This is a genomic window from Dysosmobacter welbionis, assembly GCF_005121165.3.
Taxonomy (GTDB): domain Bacteria; phylum Bacillota; class Clostridia; order Oscillospirales; family Oscillospiraceae; genus Oscillibacter; species Oscillibacter welbionis.
The window spans coordinates 2,173,010-2,196,532 of the sequence record NZ_CP034413.3 but is presented as its reverse complement, the minus strand read 5'-3'; the positions used below and the strand labels follow the sequence as shown (position 1 = coordinate 2,196,532).

19 protein-coding genes are annotated in these 23,523 nt (G+C 59.2%); 14 read left to right on the top strand and 5 right to left on the bottom strand.

The window, feature by feature from the left end; translation table 11 throughout:
* The first annotated feature begins 477 nt into the window (after positions 1 to 477).
* Complete coding sequence (locus EIO64_RS11670) at positions 478 to 702, top strand: hypothetical protein (protein WP_145985039.1); 225 nt, start codon at positions 478 to 480, stop codon at positions 700 to 702.
* A gap of 751 nt (positions 703 to 1,453) precedes the next feature.
* Here the strand turns inward: EIO64_RS11670 and EIO64_RS11665 are convergent.
* The 4 genes from EIO64_RS11665 to EIO64_RS11650 all read right to left on the bottom strand — a co-directional run bounded on the left by EIO64_RS11665 (position 1,454) and on the right by EIO64_RS11650 (position 6,295).
* Positions 1,454 to 2,398, bottom strand: a complete 945-nt coding sequence (locus tag EIO64_RS11665) for a ComEC/Rec2 family competence protein (protein WP_119310428.1) — start codon at positions 2,396 to 2,398, stop codon at positions 1,454 to 1,456.
* Positions 2,385 to 3,476 carry an ABC transporter ATP-binding protein gene (locus tag EIO64_RS11660; protein ID WP_025544010.1) on the bottom strand — a complete coding sequence of 364 codons (1,092 nt, stop codon included), beginning with the start codon at positions 3,474 to 3,476 and terminating at the stop codon, positions 2,385 to 2,387. The genes EIO64_RS11665 and EIO64_RS11660 overlap by 14 nt, the downstream gene beginning before the upstream one ends.
* A 15-nt stretch (positions 3,477 to 3,491) precedes the next feature.
* Positions 3,492 to 5,141, bottom strand: coding sequence for an ABC transporter permease (locus tag EIO64_RS11655; RefSeq protein WP_025544009.1), 1,650 nt, complete (start codon positions 5,139 to 5,141; stop codon positions 3,492 to 3,494).
* Positions 5,142 to 5,224: 83 nt separating this feature from the next.
* A complete protein-coding gene (locus tag EIO64_RS11650; protein WP_158629780.1) occupies positions 5,225 to 6,295 on the bottom strand; it encodes an ABC transporter substrate-binding protein in 1,071 nt (356 codons plus the stop codon).
* 262 nt (positions 6,296 to 6,557) lie between these two features.
* On the opposite strand from EIO64_RS11650, the gene EIO64_RS11645 reads away from it, so the two are divergent.
* From EIO64_RS11645 to EIO64_RS11590, 13 genes are all read left to right on the top strand, one after another.
* Complete coding sequence (locus EIO64_RS11645) at positions 6,558 to 8,744, top strand: extracellular solute-binding protein (protein ID WP_025544006.1); 2,187 nt, start codon at positions 6,558 to 6,560, stop codon at positions 8,742 to 8,744.
* A gap of 708 nt (positions 8,745 to 9,452) precedes the next feature.
* The gene (locus EIO64_RS11640) at positions 9,453 to 9,701 is read left to right on the top strand and encodes a heavy-metal-associated domain-containing protein (RefSeq protein ID WP_021751948.1); all 249 of its coding nucleotides are present in this window, start codon (positions 9,453 to 9,455) and stop codon (positions 9,699 to 9,701) included.
* A 40-nt stretch (positions 9,702 to 9,741) separates the two neighbouring features.
* Positions 9,742 to 10,623, top strand: a complete 882-nt coding sequence (locus tag EIO64_RS11635; protein WP_249390663.1) for an AraC family transcriptional regulator — start codon at positions 9,742 to 9,744, stop codon at positions 10,621 to 10,623.
* Between the two features lie 105 nt (positions 10,624 to 10,728).
* Complete coding sequence (locus EIO64_RS19375) at positions 10,729 to 10,809, top strand: DUF6219 family protein (RefSeq protein ID WP_227605409.1); 81 nt, start codon at positions 10,729 to 10,731, stop codon at positions 10,807 to 10,809.
* A gap of 27 nt (positions 10,810 to 10,836) precedes the next feature.
* A complete protein-coding gene (locus tag EIO64_RS11630) occupies positions 10,837 to 11,097 on the top strand; it encodes a DUF6110 family protein (RefSeq protein WP_025544004.1) in 261 nt (86 codons plus the stop codon).
* Positions 11,098 to 11,153: 56 nt separating this feature from the next.
* Positions 11,154 to 13,250, top strand: coding sequence for a heavy metal translocating P-type ATPase (locus tag EIO64_RS11625; RefSeq protein WP_136891373.1), 2,097 nt, complete (start codon positions 11,154 to 11,156; stop codon positions 13,248 to 13,250).
* 113 nt (positions 13,251 to 13,363) lie between these two features.
* On the top strand, positions 13,364 to 13,981 hold the full coding sequence (locus EIO64_RS11620; protein WP_136891372.1) for a TetR/AcrR family transcriptional regulator: 618 nt from the start codon (positions 13,364 to 13,366) through the stop codon (positions 13,979 to 13,981).
* Between the two features lie 57 nt (positions 13,982 to 14,038).
* On the top strand, positions 14,039 to 15,832 hold the full coding sequence (locus tag EIO64_RS11615; RefSeq protein ID WP_136891371.1) for an ABC transporter ATP-binding protein: 1,794 nt from the start codon (positions 14,039 to 14,041) through the stop codon (positions 15,830 to 15,832).
* A 16-nt stretch (positions 15,833 to 15,848) separates the two neighbouring features.
* Positions 15,849 to 17,603, top strand: coding sequence for an ABC transporter ATP-binding protein (locus tag EIO64_RS11610; protein ID WP_136891370.1), 1,755 nt, complete (start codon positions 15,849 to 15,851; stop codon positions 17,601 to 17,603).
* A gap of 1,902 nt (positions 17,604 to 19,505) precedes the next feature.
* Positions 19,506 to 20,351 (top strand): tyrosine-type recombinase/integrase, encoded by an 846-nt coding sequence (locus tag EIO64_RS11605; RefSeq protein ID WP_136891369.1) that lies wholly within the window; start codon positions 19,506 to 19,508, stop codon positions 20,349 to 20,351.
* A gap of 285 nt (positions 20,352 to 20,636) precedes the next feature.
* On the top strand, positions 20,637 to 21,509 hold the full coding sequence (locus tag EIO64_RS11600; RefSeq protein WP_025544841.1) for a tyrosine-type recombinase/integrase: 873 nt from the start codon (positions 20,637 to 20,639) through the stop codon (positions 21,507 to 21,509).
* Positions 21,475 to 21,945, top strand: coding sequence for a hypothetical protein (locus tag EIO64_RS11595; RefSeq protein WP_025544840.1), 471 nt, complete (start codon positions 21,475 to 21,477; stop codon positions 21,943 to 21,945). The genes EIO64_RS11600 and EIO64_RS11595 overlap by 35 nt, the downstream gene beginning before the upstream one ends.
* Positions 21,933 to 22,217 carry an S-layer homology domain-containing protein gene (locus EIO64_RS11590; RefSeq protein WP_025544839.1) on the top strand — a complete coding sequence of 95 codons (285 nt, stop codon included), beginning with the start codon at positions 21,933 to 21,935 and terminating at the stop codon, positions 22,215 to 22,217. Before EIO64_RS11595 ends, EIO64_RS11590 begins: the two co-directional genes overlap by 13 nt.
* A 422-nt stretch (positions 22,218 to 22,639) precedes the next feature.
* Here the strand turns inward: EIO64_RS11590 and EIO64_RS11585 are convergent, their stop codons facing one another.
* Positions 22,640 to 23,506, bottom strand: coding sequence for a hypothetical protein (locus EIO64_RS11585; protein WP_136891368.1), 867 nt, complete (start codon positions 23,504 to 23,506; stop codon positions 22,640 to 22,642).
* Positions 23,507 to 23,523: the final 17 nt, after the last annotated feature.

Here is a 23,523-nt window from a genome sequence, read left to right as displayed (position 1 = left end):
AAAGCTCCTTATTTCCGCAAAGCGGAAATAAAAACGGTATATACCGTTTTGGAGGACGCCGGTCTCTTACACCCCTATCATACTTCATGACTTCGCAGAAAACAAGCAAAAAATAAGACATAATATTATTTTGAATCAAATTATTTTTAGCTGGATGAAGCCGGGGAAGCGCGCCGCCCCCCTCCGTCTCTCCATTGGAAACAGTACGTATAGCGCATAAGTAATGCTTATATGCTTATGCAGGCTGTGGAGTGATAAACCCGCTCCTCAGCCGCCATATTTTTTAACGTAATATTTTTTCTGTCGTATTTAAAACCAGCAGTTTGAGAATGACACCGCGGTGCCATCTGTTATGTTGCTGTAAAAGGTATAAGCGACACGGAAAAGGGCCGGGTGGACTGGAACCGGAGCAAGAGACCATTCAAGGGCTTGAGCCCTAAGACAGCGCAAAGCATTCACCAGATCATCGTCTCGGCTATGAAGCCAACAAATGCTTATCACAGCAGCTCAGAATACGGCAAAACCACGCAAAAATTCTTCCAGATACCATCTAATTCTTTGAAGGCGCAGGAAACCCGGCTGATTTCTTTGGAAATCAGCCGGGAGAGAAGCGGAATGCAATACCAGGCGGTAGCCTGTGTCCACTTTGAAAAGGCAGAGAAAAAGGGGCAATGCCCACTGCTCAAGGTGCGGCAGAGATAAGCCCGAGATTTCCATCTATGAGCCGATGCTGTTTCAAACAGCTATAAAGCCAGGTTGGGTCTGCCAGACCAATTTGAGCTTGTTTTACATGGCCCCGTAAAAGGCAAAAAACGTCGCGGTACGAGAACACAGAGTCTCCTCCGGGCGGCATCGCGTCGGCCAACTGTGACGCAAAAAAGCAGAAAGCGTATGACAGCAGGCGTCAGGCCGGAAGCAGCATTCTATCCCGCCACGACGGGCAGAACGGCACTCCTTCCACGTACATATCCTGATTTTTTGTGCGCATTCCTAATTTTAGGAAAGTGACAGGCGCCGAAGCGCCTGCCCTTTTCTCGAAGCCGCAATCGCATTTCTGCCCGAATGCCCTGCAGTCTGCACGTAAGCCGCTTCCGGCTCATGCATTGACACGCGATGATGGCGGAAACCTGTACCCCATCAGTGGAGATGGGCTGATCCGTCCAGGTTACAACCGCTTTGGATACGGGAAATGCTGTCAAGATGCCCTCGGTATGCCCCGCGGGTAATAAACGTCGTATTCCATAAAATAGTGGAACAAAGTCTCTCATATAGAACAATATGCAGAAGGAATCCGGGAATAATTTTTGAGATTCTCTCACTTGTTGTCTCCGCGCCAGTCCCCATTGTAATCCAACCTGGCGGGAATATCGGCGTGCGTCAGGCAGGAGTCGTTCACATCCTGATAAATCGTTGGGGTCCAGTGTTCAGAGCGGTTCCCTCCCCCCACATCTTTTTACACGTCCGATACCATAAGAACTCCCTTTTCAATCCGAAAACGTATGGCAACATGAGGCTGATCCGGAGCATACTGACACGGTACTGCATCCGTAAAAAAGCATTCAACGCCAAACTGCGACAAAAGCTGAATAATTTTTTTGCTGGGGCAGTCATCTGTCCGATCATCCGAGACCGAGATAACGGCGTACCGTGGCCGCAGCATCTCCAGAAGTCGGGATGTCAAGGCGTCCCCGTGCCCATGGTGGGGCAGCTTTATGAGGGTGCAGGGCGGGAGCTGGTGCCGCTCCCAGCAGGAGGCATACACATCCCCCGGCAGCTCAATCTCCTGCCCGGCATAGGATAGCCGCAGGCGGATACTGGTGTTGTTGATAAAGCCGTCAAGCGCCTCCAGGTCCCCGCTGCTGCCCGCGCCAGAAAGGACGGCGTCCCAGATGGAAGCCTGCCGCAGCCGGAGTTCTTCATCCTCCAGAAAAACACCGGCAGACAATGTCTCCGTCAGCCGCCGGCAATCACAGGGCGTCCGGATCAGCCGGATCTCCGTCTTCTGGCTTCGCAGATGAGCCAGGGCTTTTACATAAATCCCCATAGAGGTCATCAGACACCGGGCGCCGGCTGGAGCTCCCGGCACTGCCGGGAGTGTGTGCCCCCACATCTCCTCCGGCGGGAGGTAGTTGGTCCAGAATTCCCGCACCCGGACCCCCGGCAGCAAATGAGTCAGTCCGCCGGCGTGGTCCAGGTGGAGGTGGGTCAGCACCAGCAGGTCCAGCTCCCGGATCCCCTCCCGGCGCAGGTAGTCCGCCGCAGTGATCCGCCGTCCGTCCGGTCGGGAGCGCCCGATGCGAGCGTCCCCGCAGTCCACCAGCATGGCGAAGGGTGTCTCCGTCTCCCGCAGCAGGATCGCGTCGCCATAGCCCACATTGATAAAGTCAACCAGCAGCATCCGCACCACCGCCTTTCAGCACGTGGAGCTTGCGAGTATCCAAACGAAGCTGCACATCCCCTGTCCGGGCGCCGGTGAGGTCCACATTGGCGTCATCAATGACAAAGACCTCCTCCCCTACCCGCACCCAGTAGCGGATCATACGACCCAGGAAGCTGTAATTTTCAATGGTGCCGCGCAGCGCCGTGCCCTCCGGGACAGTCTCTTCCAGCCCCATCAGGCTGATACCCTCCGGGCGGACCACCAGAGTCACCGGCTCGCCGCCCTGAAGGTCCGTGTCCTCGTCCACCCGGAGGCGCATACCCCTGTGGTCCACGGACAGGCTGCCGTCTGCCTCCCGATGGGCCGTACCCTCCAGGAAGTTCACCGTGCCGACGAAGTCCGCCACAAAGCGGGTGGCGGGGCGGAAGTAGATTTCCCAGGGGCTGCCGATCTGCTCGATGCGGCCCCTGCGCATCACGGCGATGATGTCTGACATGGACAAGGCTTCGTCCTGATCGTGGGTGACGTACATGGTGGTGATCCCGAACTTCTGCTGGATCTGCCGCAGCTCCGTCCGCACCTCCACCCGGAGTTTGGCGTCCAGGTTGCTGAGGGGCTCATCCAGCAGCAGGATCTCCTGCCCCATCACCAGCGCCCGGGCAAAGGCCACCCGCTGCTGCTGGCCGCCGGAGAGCTGCTTCGGGAACCGCCCATCCAGTCCCTGGAGGTTGAACATCTCCAGCATCTCCGCCACCTTGCGGTCCTTTTCCTCCTTGGGCGCCTTTTTCAGCTTCAGGCCGTAGGAGATGTTCTCATACACCGTCATGTGGGGAAACAGCGCATACTCCTGGAACACCAGCGGCGTATTGCGCTTGAAGGGCGGCAACCCGTTCATCCGCTTGCCGTCCACCAGGACGTCGCCCTCCTCCGGCTCGGAAAACCCCGCCAGCTGGCGCATCAGGGTGGTCTTGCCGCAGCCGGAGGGGCCCAGCAGCGTCACGAACGCCCCCTTTGGGATCTGTAAGGACACATGGTCCAGAGCCACAAAGTCGTCGAACTTCTTGACGACGTTCCGAAATTCAATATAAGCATCCATACGTTCCGCCTCCCTTTACAGTTCCAGCTTGATGCCCTGGCGGCCCAGGAGCCACTGAGCCAGCCGCAGCACGGTAAACGCGATGGTGATGAGCACCACAGTAAACGCCGCCGCCTCGCCCCACTGTCCGCTCTGCACGAGGACCATCACAGAGATGGTGCCCACGGTGGTGGAGGGCGCGTAGAGGAAGATCACCACGCTGAGGCAGGTAACCGACCGCAGGAAGGACAGCACGAAGCCCGAGAGAAACGGCGCCTTCAGCAGCGGAATGATGACATCCTTGAAAGAGCGGAAGCTGTTGGCTCCCAGATTCAGGGCCGCGTCCTCCACCGAGGCGCCGATCTGCTGCAGGCCTGCTGTTGCCGCACTGTAACAGGTGGGCAGATTCCAGAACAGCAGCGCCAGCACCATGATGGCGCCCGTCCCCGTCAGGGACAGCCAGCCGCCGTTGAACGCCAGCACAAATCCGATGCCCAGAAACATACCGGGAATGGCACCGGGCAGGATGGCCAGGAAGTCCAGAAACTTGTTGAGGCCTACCTGCTTCTTCTGTACGATGTAGGCCAGGACCATGGCCAGCAGCGCGGCGCCTAAAGACGCCAGGAGGCCGTATTTGATGGAGTTCCAGATCTGTTCCCCTTTCAGGAACACGTACTGCAGGTTCTCCCAGGTGAAGGACCAGTCATATCCCCAGGTCTTGGTGAAGGCCCCGTAGAAAAGGGTGCCGTACACCAGAAGGACGAACAGGGAGATCAGCATGGTCAGCGTGAACAGGGTCCACTTCACCCACTTGGGGACCGGAAAGGGATTTAGCGAAATCTCCTTGCCGGTAATGGTAACATAGGACCGCCTGCCCACCCAGAAGCGGTTCACCAGGAACAGCGCCACGGCCGGGATCAGCAGTGCCACCGCCAGGACGGAAGCTGTACTCATGTCGTACCAGCCGTTGATCTGCATATACGCCTCCGTGGGCAGCAGGGCCAGATCGCCGCCGATCATGATGGGGTTGCCGAAATCCGTCAGGACGTTGATGGCCGCGATGAGGGCGCCGCCGGCCACGCCGGGGCGGCACAGGGGCCAGAACACATCCCGGAACACCTGCCACCGGGTGGCGCCCATGTTGTAGGCTGCATACTCCAGATTGGTGGAGATGCCCTTCATCACGCCGTAGATCACCGAGTAGGCGTAGGGGAAGAAGGTGACAGTCTGGACGATCCACAGTCCCAGGCGGCCATAGATATCCACATGGAGTCCCAGCAGGCCTTTTGTGATGATCCCCTGGACGCCGAAGAGCAGGATATAGCTCAGCGCCACGATAAAGGGCGGAGAGACAATGGGAAGCAGTGTAATAAATCGGAACAGCCCTTTGCAGGGCACATCCAGGCGGGCGATGACATAGGCGAACAGAAATGCCACCGCCGTGCAGGAGATGGTGGAGACCAGGGTCATGAACAGGCTGTTTTTGATGGCGGTGAGCCAGCGGGGCCGGTTGAACAGCTCCAGATAGGTCCCCCCATCGGGGAACAGGATGACCTTGACCACTGGATAGATCACAAATATTCCCACAAACAGGATAATGGCGATGATGACCAGCAGCAGGAGCGGTTCATTTTTCAACCGCTTCATTTCTTTGACGGATTCCCGTGCGGACGTGCCCGCGACCATAGGGACTCCTCCTTCCAGCTCCGTAATTGTAAATTGCAAAAGTGCCTGCCTGCTCTTGCAGGCAGGCACTTTCCTGCTACCGGTTAGGTGCGGTTTGCCATGATTTCCGCCTCAAACTTTTCCAGGACGGACTCCCGCATCGCGGTGGCCTGGTCCCGGTCGTAGTCCACCAGATCCACATCCTCCAGCGCCGGCAGGCCCTCGGGTGCAGCCACGTCTGTGCGGACGGGATAGCGGTAGGAGGACTCCACGTTCAGCTCCTGGGCCTCCTTGGTCAGCAGCCAGTCCATGAAGATCTTGGCATTCTCTGTGTTGGGGCCGCCGTTGATGATGGCCGCGCCGCCAATCTCATAGGCGGTCTGCTCCGGAATGATGAGCTTGAGGGGGTAGCCCTCCTGCTGGGTCTTGAAGCTGTCGTGGGCCCAGGCGATGGAGGCGATGAACTCGCCGGTTGCCACGGGGCTGATGACGTCCCCGGCACCCTGATAATAGTGGTGGACGTTCTGGTCCAGCGCCTTCAGGTAATCCCAGGCGGCGTCTTCACCCAGGCGGAAAATCTGGCAGGCGGTGGCGATGTAGGCACCGCCCGCAGTAGTGGGATTGGCCCAGACAAATACATCGTCATAGGCCGGATCCAGCAGATCGTCCCAGGTGGCGGGCTCCGCCAGGCCCTGAGAGGCCAGTTCCTCCTGGAATCGCTCCTCGTTGATGATGATGCTCAAAACGCCCATGTACCAGCCCTGCCAGAGATGATTGGGGTCATTGAAGCGCGCATCCAGGTCATCGTTGTTGGGGGAGTCGTATTCCAGCAGCGCCCCAGCCTCCGCCAGGGAGCCGTACAGGTCCACGGAGCCGCCCACCAGGAAATCCGCCTGTGGGTTGCTCATTTCCGCCTGGACGCGGGCCACAGCGTCGCCGCCGCCCAGGGAGATGTACTCGACCTCAATGCCGGTGTCCTTTTCAAACTGCTCCGCCATCGCAATGGTGTTGTCCTCGTTCAGCGCGGAGTACACGACCAGTTTTCCACCGGTCTCCGCCGTCTCGCTGCCTCCGTTCTGCTGGGCGCCGTCGTCTGTGGAGGAACCACCGCCGCACCCGGCCAGCAGCGACAGAAGCATCAAAACAGAAAGTGCTAGGCTGAGAAACTTCTTCATCAATGACATCTCCTTTTCATCCAAAATTGAAAAATCGAAGCTGAGAATTGCGAGTTTCTATTGTTACCGTACCACCAAAATTGGAACGTGTCAATTTCTTTTTTGGATTTTTTCAGTACTATTTACACGTTTCTTACAAAACATATAGAATATAAGTCCTTATTCTGTTCAATTTTACTATTTCGTTTTGGCGAGAAGTGCTCTTGCCAGGAACAAACTCACATAGTACAATAAAAACAGATCAGCGGAAGGAGGCGCCGGGATGCCTACTATCAAAGATATTGCAAGGGAGGCCGGTGTCTCCCACGGAACCGTATCCAATGTCATCAACGGCCGCGGAAATGTCAGTGTAGAAAAGATTCGTTTGGTCTGGCAGGCGGCGGAAAAGCTGGGCTATAAGGTCAATGCCAAGGCCCAAAGTCTGCGGCTGGGAAAGGACCGGGCAATCGCGGTTATGCTTCCGGGGATCGAGTACACCCACTGGGCGGCTATGTATGAGGTCTTTCAAAGCGAGTTTTCACAGAGAGGATATTCTGTACAGCTCTATTCCACCCGTTCTATGGAGAGCAGAGAACTGTCCCTGCTGACGGAAGCATTGAACGCCCGTTTCAGCGCGATCATTACCAGTACCTGCCTGACGGATGCATTGTCCCACTACCGGGCCGAAGCTCCGGACCTGCCGCTGGTTTTTTTGCAGCGGGAAGGTCCGGAACAGCCGGATGTGATGTACGCAGGTTTTGATCCTGAGCGGGCTGGCCGGGAGATTGCGGACTATGTCTGCTCTCAAGGTGCTGCCCGAATCGGCGTCTTTACAGAGGCCGCGGAGCTGCCGGATGCTGCTCTGTTTATCAGGGGTGTCCGTACGCACTGCCAGAATAAGGAAGCCGTCAACTTTCTGGACTGCCGCAATTATCAGATCGGCCTGCGGGCCTTTGCGTTTTTTGACGGCGGCCAGGCGTATGATTATATGATATGCTCGGATCGCCGCAGAGAGGATGCCGTCCGGGCAGCCTGCGCCTACTCCAGTCAGGCGCCGCTGCCTCGTTTTGTTACGCTGGCCACAAAGGCCGCTGTGACGGATCCGGAGACCTCAGTTTATGAACTGGACTACAAGCAACTTGCCCACCGGATTGTGAAACAGCTGCTGGCCCGCCTGGAGCAGGGAAAAGCCCTGCCCGGAAAGCTCCGTATGGAAAATGACGGATTCCGCACTGCGCAGATGGTGCCGGGCCATCTGCATTCTCAAACTTTACGAATACTGACCATGGCCTCCCCCTCGACCACCGCTTTGGCCAGGCTGGCGCCGCATCTCGAGAAAACCGCCGGCATCCACCTGGAGCTGACGGTCCTGCCCTCTCTGCGGGATGTCTACCGGGTGGTCCAGTCTCCCGCCCGCAGCCAGTATGATTTGATCCGCATGGATGTAGCCTGGCTGGATGAGCTTGGAGAGGAGGTATACCGTCCCCTTGCCCAGATCCCCTTTGATTGGGACGGGCTGCTGGCTAAAGCCATTCCGGAGCTGGGGCAGCATTTTACCACCGCCCACGGCAACCGCTGCTGTGTTCCCTATGATCCCAGCATCCAACTGCTGTTTTACCGGCGGGATCTGTTCACCGACCCCACATATAAGCGGATGTATTATGAGGACTTCCGGGAAGAGCTTGCTGTCCCCAAGACCTTCCGCGACTATAACCGCGTCGCGTCTTTCTTTACCAGAGGCTGCAATGCCGCCTCCCCCACACAGTACGGTTCAACGGTAGCCATCGGCAATGTTGTCGTAAGCCCCAGCGAATTCATGCCCCGCCTTTTTGCGGAGAACGGACGTCTCCTGGATAGTCAGGGCCGGATCACCCTGGATACGCCGGAGGCGCTGCGTGCGTTGGAAAACTACCGGGAGACATATTCTTATTCGGACCGGACGATCTATGATTTCTGGAAGAATGCTCTGGAGGGCTTTGCCGATGGAACGGCCGCCATGACTGTGGTGTTTATCAACTATGCCTCCCACATTCTGAACTCTCAGATGTCCCGAATTGCTGGTAAGCTGGGCTTTGCCCCCGTCCCTGGCGGAAAGCCGCTTTTGGGCGGCGGCGTGATCGGGATCGCCCAGAGCTGCACCTGCCCTGCGGCTGCCTGCAAGTTTTTGGAGTGGCTGTATGCAGACTTGGTGGCACCGGTCTTCACGATGCTGGGCGGCCTGTCTCCCTGCCGTTCCGCATACAGCAACCGCGATATCAGCGAGCAATACCCCTGGCTCTCCACTGCGCGAAAGAGCTTTCCCACAGCGCAGCGCCGCAGCAACAGCACTTACTACCAGAACTTCAGCGAGCTGCAACTAGAGACCATTCTGGCGGCCCATGTCCAGCAGGCAGTTTTGGGGGTATGTTCCCCAGAAGAAGCGCTGAAGCAGGCCCAAGAGGACTGCAATCGCTATTTTCAGCCATGGTAAAGAGGCCAAACTGCAAGAGACAGATAGTCGAGGACGAATTTATCAGAGCTGGAAGAGACGTCAGCCCGGCAGGACCAGGAGATTCTGCCGTCGTCTGCAGAACTGGAGATCGGGCCGCAGGCTGAAACACGGCTCAGAATCTGCAGGGCCGTCGAGAGCAGGAAAGTCCTTCGTTCCGGGCATGTTCCTTGTTAGCCCGGCACCATGCATCCAGCGCCATCGTGGCGGAGCATCGTAGATGGGTGTGGGGCCCTTTCACCTGCCGGCTCTTTTGGCGGAGGCGGGGAGCCGTTGCTCCGACACCGGCCAAAGTAAGGTGCAGGCCGGAAAGCGGTTCCTGCAAACGGAATCAACACGCCGATAAAAGGCAGGCACATCCGTAATTTCCCCTCTTTCGAGCGCCACGCCGTTCAAATGCTTTTGTATGGTCGCCCCTCTCTCAAAGCAGCCACTTTGCGTACCGTTTGCCAGACGGTCGTAGCCGGTTTTAAGAGGCCCCTGCCGGAATACCATGCCGGGTGCCAATGCTTGCGCGGTCCCGGGGCTTGACAAACCAGAAGATGCGGCTCTATAATGTTTTTGGTTAGATATGCCTAACCGATTTGCATGGGAAACCAGACTGATATTATCTGGACAATTCCCCTGACAGGAGAAGATTGTCCTGTGGTTAGCGTTAACTAATAGAAGCAGCAGTGGAGGCGGCAGAATATGTGGAAATATACTGTGCGGGTGACAGGTATGATGTGCGGCATGTGTGAGAGCCATGTGAACGACGCGGTGCGCAGAGCCTTTCCGGTGAAGAAAGTCACCTCGTCCCGGAGCAAAAAGGAGACCACGGTGATCGCAGAAACAGAGTTGGATGAGGCAGCCCTGCGGGAAGCCATCCGGGCCACCGGCTATGACGCAGGGGAGATTCGGAAAGAGCCCTGGGGGAAGAAGGGGCTGTTCGGCCGGTAAGCGGCCGGGACACAGATCAGCAGAGAGAGGAGGCAGACGGATGCTGGCAGAGGTTCTGGCGGACCGTGGAGACTGGTCGCAGGTGATGCCCGGCGTCCGGGCCTGCCTGTTCTCTCTGGAAAAGAGCCCTCTCCCCCTGCCCCTTCGACTGGAGCCTCTGCATTTCGAGGCCTTGTTCTGTGTTGCCGGGACGGTAACACTGACCCGGCGGGACGGATCGGCCCTGACGGCAGGTGCCCGGCAGGTGCTTCTTCTCACGGACGCCTCCAGCCTGTCCGCCGCCAAGGTCGGCACCTCCTTGGAGGGAGTCCTGGTAGCAGTGGACGCCCGCAGCGCCCGGGACAGCCTGGAGGCCCTGTGTGCGCTGCTGGGGGGCCTCTCTCTGGACACAGAGCAGGTACGGCGATGGATGGCCAGCCGGAACGGCTGTGCCGTAGAGGGGCCCAGCACCTGGAGCCGGGCGGTCTTTGCCAACCTGGACTGCCTGCCCCAGAGCGAGCAGGCCCGCTGGTGCGTGTGGAAATCGGCAGAGCTGCTCTATCTGCTCTCCGCCCCAGAGGGAAATGCGCCGAATGTCCTCCCGGCCCCGGCACTGGATCGGGAGGTAGTCCGGGTTTTAGGAAAGACGCGCCGTTATATGGAGGATCACCTGGCCGATCCCCTGACCATCCCAGCCCTGAGCCGCATGGCCATGCTCTCCGCCACAACATTCAAGGATGCTTTCCGCCGTCTGTACGGCCTGCCGGTCCACGCCTGGCTGCGGCAGCGGCGGATGGAACGGGCGGCAGAGCTGCTGCGGGACTCCTCCCTCAGTGTTCTGGGGGTGGCTCAGTCAGTCGGATATGGCAGTGCCAGCCAGTTCACCGCCGCCTTCCGCCGGCAGTACGGTATGACGCCGGCCAAGTACCGGAAGGATGTCTGAACCGGCACAACATCGTCTGTTTTGGTGATACACCGGGCGTTTCATCTGCTATAATACTTTAATACGCGAAGAGACGGGCTTGTTTCCAGACAGGAGGAGATCTTGATGAAACAACATCGCTTCTGGGCCTGGGGCGCCGTGATCTGCATGATCATGGTGATGATCACAGGTTACAAACGCAAATAACCAATCACGGAAAGGAAGAATCCTATGATGAAGCATTACGTCAGACTGGCCTGCTTTGTGGGCGGTGCTCTGTTCGGCTCTGCCGGCGTGAAGCTGCTGACCAGCAAGGATGCCAAGAATGCCTACATCCACATCACCGCCGCCGGCCTGCGGATGAAGGACAGCGTGATGGAGACGGTCACCGCCGTCCAAGAGAACGCCGCCGACATTGTGGCCTCCGCCAAAGACATCAATGAGGCCCGGGCCTCCAAGGAGGCCGAAACCCAGGTGGAGGGTCAGGAGGCTTAAAAGCTGCGGAAGGGAGCCGGAAAGCGGCTCCCTTTTTCATAGGAAGGAGTACCTGTATGCGAGCAACCATCGTACACGAGAGCCGGGGGCGGCTACGTCTGCGCCTCCGGCAGAAAAACCTGACCTTGCGTCAGGCCGACCTGCTGGAGACCTGGCTGAAGGGCCAGCCCTGGGTCCGGGAAGCCGCTGTCCATGAGCGCACAGGCTGTATCATCGTGACCTTTACAGGGGAGCGGGAAACGGTTCTCTCCGCACTCGGCGCGTTCACCTGGGCCGGGGCAGAAGCGTCTGTCGCCCTCCCCGATCACAGCACCCGGGCTATGAACCGGGAGTTCCAGGAGAAACTGGTGGGTAAGGTGGCAGTAAAGGCGGCGGCCACCCTGTTCCTGCCTGCGCCGCTGCGGATTGCCCGGGTGATTTGGCACATGGCGCCTTTCCTGCGCAAGGGCCTTCGCTGTCTGGGACGGCGTCAGATCAAGGTGGAGCTGCTGGATGCCCTGTCCATCGGGATTTCGGCCTGCCGCCGGGACTTTGGCACCGCCGGCACCGTCATGTTCCTGCTGGAGATCGGGGAGCTGCTGGAAGACTGGACAAGGAAGAAGTCTGTGGCCGACCTGGCGGAGAGTTTGTCCCTTCACGTAGACCGGGTGTGGCTGAAAAACGGGAACGACGAGGTACTGGTCTCCATTGGACAAGTGAAGCCCGGCGATCTGGTTGTGGTCCGGGCCGGGGGCGTCATCCCTCTGGACGGCGTGGTGGCGGAGGGTGAGATCACCGTCAATCAAGCCTCCCTCACAGGCGAGTCCGTCCCTGTGGCCAAGCGTCCCGGAGGGGCGCTGTACGCCGGCACCGTGGTGGAGGAGGGCGAGTGCGCCCTGGAGGTGAAGCAAGCATCCGGCCAGGGCCGGTACGACCAGATTGTGGACATGATCCAGCGGTCGGAGCAGATGAAGTCTGCCGCTGAAGCCAAGGCGTCCAACCTGGCCGACAAGCTGGTGCCCTATACCTTCGCCGGGAGCCTGCTGGATTTGCTCCTCACCCGGAATGTGACCCGAGCCCTGTCGGTGCTCATGGTGGACTTCTCCTGTGCCTTAAAGCTGGCGATGCCTTTGGCAGTCATGTCTGCCATGCGGGAGGCCGGGCGTGAGCACATCACCGTCAAGGGCGGCAGGTTTCTGGAAGCCACAGCCAAAGCGGACACCATCATCTTTGATAAGACCGGCACCCTTACCCACGCCTGTCCCCAGGTGGCCCAGATCATCCCCTTCAACGGCAAGAATGAGGCGGAGATGCTCCGCCTGGCCGCCTGCCTGGAGGAACACTTCCCCCACTCCATGGCCAACGCCGTAGTGGAAGCGGCCCGCCGCCGAGGCCTGCGCCATGAGGAACGCCATGCCAAGGTGGAGTATCTGGTGGCGCACGGCATCGCCAGCTCGGTGGATGGGGAACAAGTGCGCATCGGCAGTGCCCATTTTATCTTCGAGGACGAGAAGGTGCGCATTCCGGAAGGCGAGCAGGAAAAGTTCGACACCCTGCCTCCGGAGTTCTCCCAGCTCTACCTGGCAATCGACGGAGTGCTCTCCGCCGTGATCTGTATCTCCGACCCCCTGCGGGAGGAGGCAAAAGATGTGTTCTCCGCTCTGCGGAGACTGGGCGTGAAAAAGACTGTCATGCTCACCGGGGACAGCCCCCGCACCGCCGCCGCCATTGCGGCCCAGCTGGGGGTAGATGACTTCCGGGCCGGGGTGCTTCCGGCGGACAAGGCGGAGTATGTGGCAGCCCTGCGGCGGGAGGGGCACACAGTCCTCATGGTGGGAGACGGCATCAACGATTCCCCTGCCCTCTCCGAAGCGGATGCAGGCATCGCCATCAGCGACGGGGCGGCCATCGCCAGAGAGATCGCCGATATCACCATCGCCGCCGACAGCCTGTGGGAGCTGGTGCAGCTGCGACAGCTGGCCATGGCCCTCATGAACCGCATCCAAGCCAACTACCGATTCGTCATCGGGTTCAACGGGGCGCTGATCGGCCTTGGCGCGGCGGGTGTGCTGCCGCCGGCCACATCGGCCATGCTCCACAACCTGTCCACTCTGGGCGTCAGCCTCCACAGCATGCGTGCTCTGCCCCTTCCCAAATCAGGGCAAAGATTTTGATCGAAAAGCCCGGCGCACTTGCGCCGGGCTTTTTCGGCTTTCCCCCCTTGACAAATTGTGGGGCTGGTTGTATTATAACACCGTTATATAACGATGTTACAGGAGAGATTCCAGTGGAAGAAACATCTGTTACCACATTGGAAAAAATTCAGGAGGCCGCTATGGCGGAATTCCTGGATAAAGGCTTCCAGGGGGCCTCCCTGCGGCAGATCGTGAAGAATGCCGGGGTGACCACCGGCGCCTTCTACGGCTATTTTTCCAGCAAGGAGGCCCTGTTCGCCTCTATCGTGGAGCCCCATGCCGCCGCCCTCATGGGGAAGTTCATGGCGGCCCAGACCTCCTTCGCCGAGCTGCCTGAGGAGCAGCAGCCGGAGCACATGGGCGTGGAGTCTTCTGGCTGTGTCCACTGGATGGTGGATTACATCTGTGCCCACCGGGAGCCGGTCAAGCTGCTCCTGTGCCGGGCGGAGGGCACCAGCTATGAGCACTTCGTCCACAACATGGTGGAGGCAGAGGTGGAATACACCCAACGGTACATGGAGGTACTCCGCCGCCTGGGCCGGGACATCCCGGTGCTGGACAAATCCCTGTGCCATATCATCGCCAGCGGGATGTTCAATGGCATCTTTGAGATCGTGGTTCACGACATGCCCCGGGACCAGGCGATGCGGGATGTGGATCAGCTCCGGGACTTCTACACCGCCGGATGGCTGAAATTGATGGGGGGATAGCCCCCTGTCTTTTTGGATGACAGTTAGTTTTAGCTAACTTTGAGAGGGAGGTTTTTTATGAAGCAGAAGAAAAAGAGTGATGTGGCCGTCCTGTTGGGCTACGCAGGCAGCCACAAGGGCCTGACCTTTCTGGGCCTGGCCCTGTCGGCGGTGTCCATGCTGCTGAGCATGGCACCCTACATCTGCATCTGGCTGGCAGCCCGGGACCTGATCGCGGTGGCGCCGGACTGGACGAAGGCGCAGAGCGTCGCCCAATACGGTTGGCTGGCGTTCGCCTTTGCGGTGGCCGGCATCATCCTGTATTTTGCGGGATTGATGTGTACCCATCTGGCTGCCTTCCGCACGGCGTCCAATATCCGCAAGCAGGGTGTGGCCCATGTGATGAAGGCCCCGCTGGGCTTTTTCGACTCCAACGCCTCCGGCCTCATCCGCGGGCGGCTGGACGCGGCGGCGGCTGACACGGAGACCCTGCTGGCCCACAACCTGGCGGACATCGTGGGTACCATCACGTTGTTCATCGCCATGCTGGTGATGATGTTCGTCTTTGACTGGCGGATGGGGGCGGCCTGCCTGCTGGCTGCGGTGATCTCCATTGTGGCCATGTTCTCCATGATGGGCGGCAAAAACGCCAAGATTCTGGCAGAGTATCAGGCGGCCCTGGACCGCATTACCAAAGCAGGCACTGAGTACGTCCGGGGTATCCCTGTAGTCAAGATCTTCCAGCAGACCGTCTACTCCTTCAAGGCGTTCCAGGAGGCTATTGAGGACTACAGCACCAAGGCCGAGCACTACCAGGCAGATATTTGCCGGACACCTCAATCCATCAACCTGACCTTCACTGAGGGCGCCTTTGTGTTTCTGGTACCGGCGGCCCTGTTCCTGGCGCCCGGGGCTCTGGCCGCCGGCGACTTCACAGGATTTGTCACAAACTTCGCCTTTTACGCGGTGTTCTCCGCCATCATCTCCACGGCACTTGCCAAGATCATGTTCGCCGCATCGGGCATGATGCTGGCCAGCACCGCGCTTGCCCGCATCGACCAGGTCATGTGCGCCCCGGAGCTGAAAGTGCCGGAGCAGCCCAAGTCCCCCCAGAGCAGCCGTGTGGAATTTGAGGATGTGAGCTTCACCTACGACGGCGCGGAAACCCCCGCCCTCTCCCATGTCTCCTTCACGGCGGAGCCGGGGCAGACTGTGGCCCTGGTGGGGCCCTCCGGCGGCGGCAAGACCACCGCCGCCAGCCTGATCCCACGGTTCTGGGACACCGCCTCCGGCGCGGTGAAGGTGGGCGGCGTGGATGTGCGGCAGATCGACCCCCATGTGCTCATGGACCAGATCGCCTTTGTGTTCCAGCACAGCCGCCTGTTCAAAGCCTCCATCTTTGAAAATGTCCGGGCCGCCCGCCCAGACGCCACCCAAGAGCAGGTGCGCGCGGCGCTGATGGCCGCCCAGTGCGGGGACATTCTGGAGAAGCTGCCCCAGGGCATGGACACCCTGATCGGCTCCGAGGGGACCTACCTCTCCGGCGGCGAGCAGCAGCGCATCGCCCTGGCCCGGGCCATCTTAAAGGATGCGCCCATCGTGGTCCTGGATGAAGCCACCGCCTTCGCGGACCCCGAGAACGAAGCATTGATCCAAAAGGCGTTCTCTGAGCTGACCCGGGGCCGCACCGTTATCATGATCGCCCACCGCCTGTCCACCGTCGTGGGCGCGGACAAAATTCTCGTGTTGGAGGAGGGCCGCATTGCGGAGCAGGGCTCCCATCAGGAGCTGACCGCCGCCGGCGGCCTCTATGCCCGGATGTGGGCGGATTACAACCAGGCGGTCCAGTGGAAGATCACCAGCGAACAGTGAGAGAGGGGTGAAGAAGATGTTCGGCAAAAACTTTCAGCGCAAATACGCCCTCACCGACCAGGGCGTGAAAAACGCCAAAAAGGGCGCTTTCTGGACGGTCATTGTCAATCTGGTCGTCATGGACGGCATGGGCATCCTGTACCTGTTGATGTACGGCCTGATGGGAACCCTGACGGACGGAGCGCCGCTGCCCGGCCCGGCGCTCTTTCTTGGGCTGGTAATCGCGTTCGTCATTCTGTCCTTTGTGACCCACCTGCAGCAGTACCACGCCACTTACGGCCTGGTCTACAACGAGGTGAAGTCCACCCGCCTCAGCCTGGCGGAGCGGCTGCGCAAGCTGCCCTTGGGCTACTTCGGCAAGCGGGATCTGGCGGACCTGACCGAGACCCTCATGGGCGATGTGAACCGCATGGAGCACGTCTGGTCCCATGTGCTGGGATACCTGTACGGCGCCTACATCTCCACGGCCATTATCGCGGTTTGCCTGCTGGTATATGACTGGCGGCTGACTATCGCCTGCCTGTGGGGGGTGCCGGTGGCCTTCGGCCTGCTGTTCGGCACCCGGAAGATCTCCGCCCGGGCCTCGGAGCGGACGAAACAGGCCGCAATCCGTGTCTCCGACGGCATCCAGGAGGCGTTGGAAAACGTCCGGGAGATCCGCGCCACCAACCAGGAGGTGCGCTATCTGGCCGGGCTCAACCAGAAGATCGACGACCATGAGAAGGTCACCATCCAGGGCGAGCTGGGCACCGGCATCTTTGTCAATGCGGCCAGCGTCATCATGCGCCTGGGGGTCGCCACCACCATCCTGGCGGGGGCCAGCCTGATCGTCTCCGGACAGATCGACTTCATGCTGCTGTTTTTGTTCCTGCTGGTCATCACCCGTGTGTACGCCCCCTTCGACCAGAGTCTGGCCCTCATTGCAGAGCTGTTCGTGTCCCAGGTGTCTGCCGACCGCATGAACGAAATCTATAACACCCCCACCGCCGAGGGAGTGGAGCGTTTCCAGCCCAAGGGCCACGACATTGTGTTCGACCATGTGGGCTTCGCCTACGACAAGAAGAAGGTATTGGACGGTGTGAACTTTACCGCCCGGGAGGGTGAAGTGACCGCTCTGGTGGGACCCTCCGGCTCCGGCAAGAGCACCTGCGCCCGGCTGGCCGCCCGGCTGTGGGATGTTACGGAGGGCACCATCCGGGTAGGCGGCGTGGACATCTCCACCGTGGACCCGGAGGCGCTGCTGACCGACTACTCCATGGTGTTCCAGGATGTGGTGCTCTTTGACGATACCGTGATGGAAAACATCCGCCTGGGCAAGCGGGGCGCCACCGACGAAGAGGTGCGGGCCGCGGCGGAGGCCGCCAACTGCGGGGAGTTCATCCGCCGCCTGCCCCAGGGCTATGACACCCCCATCGGGGAGAACGGGGCGAAGCTCTCCGGCGGGGAGCGGCAGCGCATCTCCATCGCCCGGGCGCTTTTGAAAAACGCCCCCATCGTCCTGCTGGACGAGGCCACCGCCAGCCTGGATGTGGAGAACGAGACCAAGGTGCAGGGAGCCCTCTCCCGCCTGCTGGCCGGCAAGACGGTGCTGGTCATCGCCCACCGGATGCGTACCGTGGCCGGGGCGGACCACATCGTGGTGCTGGAAAACGGCCATGTAGCCGAGCAGGGAACTCCGGCGGAGCTGATGGAGCGCGGCGGCCTCTACCGCCGCATGGTGGAGCTCCAGAGTGAGAGCGCCCGGTGGAAGCTGAACGGAACAGAGGCATAGAACAGAGATGATTTCAATTCAGCATTCCCAAAGGCAATTTCTTATGGAAGGGCCGCGTATTTTCAACGGAAAGCAGAGAGCGTCCGGAAGAGTAAACTTTTACAGAGGACCGTTTCCTGGCGAGAACATCAAATCAAGGCGCGTTCACTTTGCATGTGTCTCTGGATTCTATTGTTCGGAATCGTCAAAGGCACCTGATTCTGTATAAACGAGGCGGTTCACAGGCGCCGCCCCAAACGTCTGAATCTGTGAGAAGAAACAGGCCGACAGGAGGGAAGCCACGTCAAAGGGACCAGTTGCAAAAGCCGCGATGACCTGACGCTGTTCCTCAATGCACAACTGTGATCGTACTTGCCGTGCTACCGTCCGGCAGCTGCGAAGCGCTGTACGAATCGGACTTCTTGGTGTTCCGCATCGTCAGCCGGAGGAGCGCGGTCTCCGCACCACGGAGATAGCTGAGCTGATGACCAGGGCCGCCAGACGACGCGACGGCAGCCCGCGGTTCACCATCCGTCCGATCCGGCAGAAATTGGCGGGCACTCCGCCAAACAGCCGCAGAACACCCGCGGGTAATGCCCCACGTGACTGCCTTTCGGCCGCTATGCGCCTTGCGGGATGGGCAGAGTTCCTCTCCAGGCGGTCCGGGACCGGTTTTGGACCATCGTTCCGCCGTTGCAGAGGCGTGTCTATTTGGCCATCTGCCGCCCGCTTGGGCGTTTTTCAAAGGCCGAAGGGAAAAGCGGCAGCAGCCCTTGGGTATTCCCCTCCCACACCGGCGGACCGGTCTCCCTGTACAGCGTCCCGCACATGTTCCACGGGGTTCTGAAGCGGGCGGCTGTTGAAAGCGAGGTTCCACGACCTACGCCGCGCATTCGCCACTCTGATATTTCAGTGTGGGATTGACCTTGGACACCTAGTCCCACGCCACACCATCGGCCCCAAAAGAGGCGGAAAAAGCCATGGAAAAAGTCCCGGCAAATGGTTCTGAAACCGAAAACAGCAGGAGGCTCAGATGCAGAAAATGCTTCTGAGCCTCGTTTTTTGTCCTGTATAGTTTGGGGTTCGGGACAGGCGGAAGTGCCTCCCGATCTGGTCCGAGCTTTTTGATGCCAAAAGCCGGGAAAACCAGCTTGATTGATCGCAAATCAGACAGTTTTGCGGTTGCGGAGGCGGACCTGTACAACGCCTTTCAGGTGATAAGCTGAGGCAGAATTCTCCATCCGATACACCGTGCTTTCCAAGTGTGTTTAGCCCCGAAATCGCCCACCCCCGGAGGTCGTGTCCACTCTACGGCGGCTTTTATCATTCCGGGGCAGGCTATGGGAAGCACAAGATCACAACGAAAGGAGGGGCGAACATCCTGCTAAATACCGGTTTTGGCGTCTTGCCGCTCTGCCCAGGTGACGCAGATCACTTCCTCCACAAAATTTCTATTCTTAAAACTATGGCGGACATCATAGCGGATGCCATACTGGCTTCAAACAGCAAACCGCAGTCTGTATAGGCCATATTTTCCTATACGGGCAGAGCAAAGCAGCCTCCGGTCGCACTGACACTCTGACCAGAAATGCGGCAGGCACACAGGGCAATCCGTCCCATCCAAACCCTTACAAGTTGATTGGCTGCCGGATCAGAGAGGCAACCAGAATCCCAATTGCTCTATCAGCCGGGCCTTTTATGGGGAGCGGCAATATCTGAAATCTTTACGTTCATCGGCCGGCCATCTGCTTCAAAAAACACACAGCAAAAAACGCATAACGGACCGCCCGTTACAAGTTCACGTATACTACAGAAAACAAAAATGAAACCAGACTTTGAACGGACTTTGGAGGGCTCTTAGTACTGCATAAGCTGCCTCCTGCAAGATAAAATAAAGAAAAATATTTGTAGGAGGTTATAGAAATGCCTGAGCGGACAATCGACCCGGCACAACTCGCATCATATACGGCACATCTGCGGAGGGAGGAGCGGAGCCCCGGCACCATTGAAAAGTATCTCCGGGATATCAGGGCCTTTGCCGGCTGGCTGGACGGCAGACCAGTTTCCAGGGAACTGGCTGCCGAATGGAGGGATCACCTGCTCTCTAAAGACTACGCCCCGGTGACCATTAATTCTATGCTGGCTGCACTTAACGGACTGTTTCATTTTCTGGGCTGGGACGAGTGCCGGGCAAAATTTTTGAAAGTCCAGCGCCGCCTGTTCCGCGACGCAGGCCGTGAACTGACCCGCCAGGAGTACGAGCGGTTGCTGGCCGCGGCAAGAGCGCGTGGGCAGGAGCGGCTGGCCCTGTTGATGGAGGCCATCTGCGCTACCGGTATCCGGGTGTCCGAGGTGCGGTATATCACCGTGGAGGCCGCCCAGCGGGGTCGGACCGAGATCTCCCTCAAGGGAAAAATTCGCACCATTCTGCTGCCGGGCAAGCTTTGCCGCAAACTGCTGAAATACGCCAGAAAACACAAAACCGTTTCAGGCGAGATTTTTCTCACCAGAAACGGAACCTCTCTGAGCCGCCGCCAGATTTGGACAGAGCTGAAACGGCTGTGCAAGTCCGCCGGAGTGGAATCTGCCAAGGTGTTTCCTCACAATCTGCGGCACTTGTTCGCCACCATTTTCTACCGGGCCTGCAAGGACATCGTGCGGCTGGCCGATGTGCTGGGCCACAGTTCCATTGAAACCACTCGTATCTACCTTGTGACCTCCGGAGCGGAGCACGCCCGGCAACTGGAACGTCTGGGGCTGGTTTCGTAGGTCAAAATCAACATTTTGTCACAAAAAATTTCAACGGCCCCTTTTTTCTTACATAAATTGCTTTTATTATAGCACGGTTTGAAAGGAACCGCAAGGGACTCCCCCCAATTGGGACGCACAAAATCAGGCCGGGAAAAAGGATTTTTCTCGGCCCTCTTTTCTCTGCCCCAACGAGGTCTGGAGCGTGTTTTAGAAGCGGATTCTCTCCTGAAATCATGCGCTCCAGGTCTTACTTTGCCCGCGGACGTATTCAAAATGTTGATTTCGTTGATAGGGGGAGGAGCAATGCAGAGAACAGGCGCGGTGTGTCAAAAGGCGGCAGCACCGCTGAAAGCAATCGGTGTAACGGTAAGTGAAGAGAGCATCCGGGCCTATTTGGAGGATCTGAATCACCGAGGGCGCCGGGAAGAGACCGTGCGGTTTTACGCCGCAAAACTGAAGACATTCTACGACTATCTGCCGCCTGACAAGCAAATCGTCTTGAATACTCTGGAGACATGGCGGCAGGCTCTGCTGGCAGAGGGATATGCCCCGGCCACAGTGAACACAAACATCTCCGCCGCTAACGGCCTGCTGGACTACTTGGGCCGCCGGGATCTGCAGCTGACCGGACAGCTGGAGACGGAAACGGCACCCCAGTCGGAACTGACCCGAACGGAATATCTGCGGCTGCTGTCTGCTGCTCGGGCGCTGGAAAAGGAGAGAACGTATCTTTTGGTGAAAGCAATTGCCCTGACAGGAGCCCACGTCGGAGAACTGCCTCAGATCACTGTGGAGGCCGTGCAGAGTGGACGCACACCGGCTGTCTCCGGCGGTGAGCAGCGGCGTGTCCAGTTGCCAAGGTGTCTGCAGGCAGAGCTGCTATCCTATTGCCGCCGGCAGGGGCTGACGGCAGGGCCGGTGTTCGTCACCAGAAGCAGGCGGCCCCTGCGGCGGACACAGGTGACGGGGGACATCCAGAGTCTGTCTGGTGCGGCCCGTGTAGCGCCGGAGAAGTGCAATCCCCGGTGCTTGCGAAAGCTGTATCTGGTCACCCAGGCAGAGATCGACCGCGGCGTGCGGCTGCTGGCGGAACAGGCTTACGACCGTCTGCTGGACACGGAGCAGCTGGCCGTCGGTTGGGATGAGCTGCCAGAACAGAAAAAAGCGGCCCAATAGGACCAGCGGATCCCGCGCCATCACCGCCGAGACAGGCCAAGTCGGCTCCATCACCCCCTCCGGGCGCGCCAACGTCAGCCGGGGCGGCGACCGGGCCTTCCACATTATGGCCGGCGACGGTTACCGGATTTTTAATGTGCTGGTAGATGGCGAGAGCGTAGGCGCTATCAGTCACTATACCTTTGAGAACGTGCGGGCCAACCACACCATCAAGGTGGTATTTAAGGCCACTCAGCCGATCGCCGATCCTGATAACACCGACGTGTCCAGCTGGTTGAATACCAGAGACCATACGGTTTATCTCGACGGATTCACAGGCGGCTCTTTCGCCCCCGGCCGGCAGATGACCCGGGGCCAGGCGGCGCAGATGTTCTACAACCTACTATTGGAAAAGAACGTGTCTGTCACCGATACGTTGCACAGATGTTCCAGATGATATGTGGCGCGCCTCTGCTGTTATCCCTGGGCATCATACAGGGCTACTCCGACGGCGCATTTCAGCCCAATCGGGATATCACCCAGGCCCAATTCGCAGTGATCGCCATACGGTTTGCCAACGAGACGCCCGGTGGAACCAGCCTCTTCTCCGACGCGAACGAGGATGACTGGTTTTGTACCCAAGTGACCAGCGCCGCCCAGTACGGCTGGATCGGCGGATTTTTCGATGGTACGTTCCGGCCATATATTCTATCACCCGGGCACAGGTAACTGCCATCGTTAACCGAATGTTGGGCCGCAGCGCCGACACAGCGTATATGGACCGCCATACTGATGAACTGCGGCGGTTCTCCGATGTGGAAGGGACCCATTGGGCCTACTTATAGAGGCCACCAACGCTCACAGTTATGATATGGACAACGGCACAGAGGAATGGACTGGCCTCCTGTAAGCCAATGAGGCGGGAGGGAGCTTTGGCCCAATGTCATTAAATTCCGCTCCCTGCAGGACGCGCGGAGCATTTGGCTTGCCGGCAGCAGCCAAGCGCTGAGAGGCCCACGCCTACTTTGGACGGCCGGCGCCGAAGTGTTTTTAGACCCCAAACGGGCCAAGACTCGAAGGCTGCTGCGCTCCACTCCGCGCTATTTCATCGTTCCGGGTCACAATCCGGATCATACTTGTAGAGATAAAATTTAAGAGAAAATAAAATTTCCTTTATCATAGTTCCCTCTTTCGCTGCCGCCGGCAGGCCAGGGCACACAGGCCAAGTCCCAAAGCCAGCAGGACTGCAGCGGCCACCGCCTCCGCACCCTTGGGCACCCAGGGGCCGTAGCCGTCCCAGAGGGGGCGGAACGTGAAGGGCCGATCCAGAAGCCAGGAGCCCAGCACGACCCCACCGCCACGAACAGGGGAACGGCCTTCAGCAGCATGGCGATGTAGTTGCCGCTGTACTGGGAGAGAAAAGCCGTCAGCCCGGCGGCCCCCAGGGACAGGGCCAAAATCAGCCCCGCCAGCACCAGCAGATAGGTGCCGTAGGTCCAGTCGAACCAGGGAGTGCCCCACTCCCAGATGCCGTCCAGGCCGCAGGCGGCAAATTGCAGGGGCCCCTGGGCCAGGAACGGAATGACATAGACTGTTATATTCACCACCGCCAGCACCAGCGCAGAGAGCAGGGCAGCTCCCATCTGAACGTTCAAAACGGACCGCCCCCGCCGGGAGGCCCACTGCATAGGCCGGGTGTTCCGCAGCCGGTCCCGCACCAGGGTGGGGGAGAGCAGGAGCACGATGCTGAGTACGCACCATACCGCCAGATCCTTGCCGTACTCCTGAGTGGAGTATTTCACAGAGGACGGCAGCAGGGAATGGGTCATATCCGAGCTTGCCAGCTCCGCCTCCCGCCGGACCATAGCCTCCGGCTGGGCCAATTGCTGCCGGTTGGAGACAATCAGAGCGCGGTGATCCTCCTGGGTATCATAGGTCTCCAGAGTATCCGCCAGCGCCTCGATCCGGTACCAGTTGGTGCCGCCGTACACCCGGTAGAGCAGGGCCTCCACATCCATATCTGCCTGTCCATCAG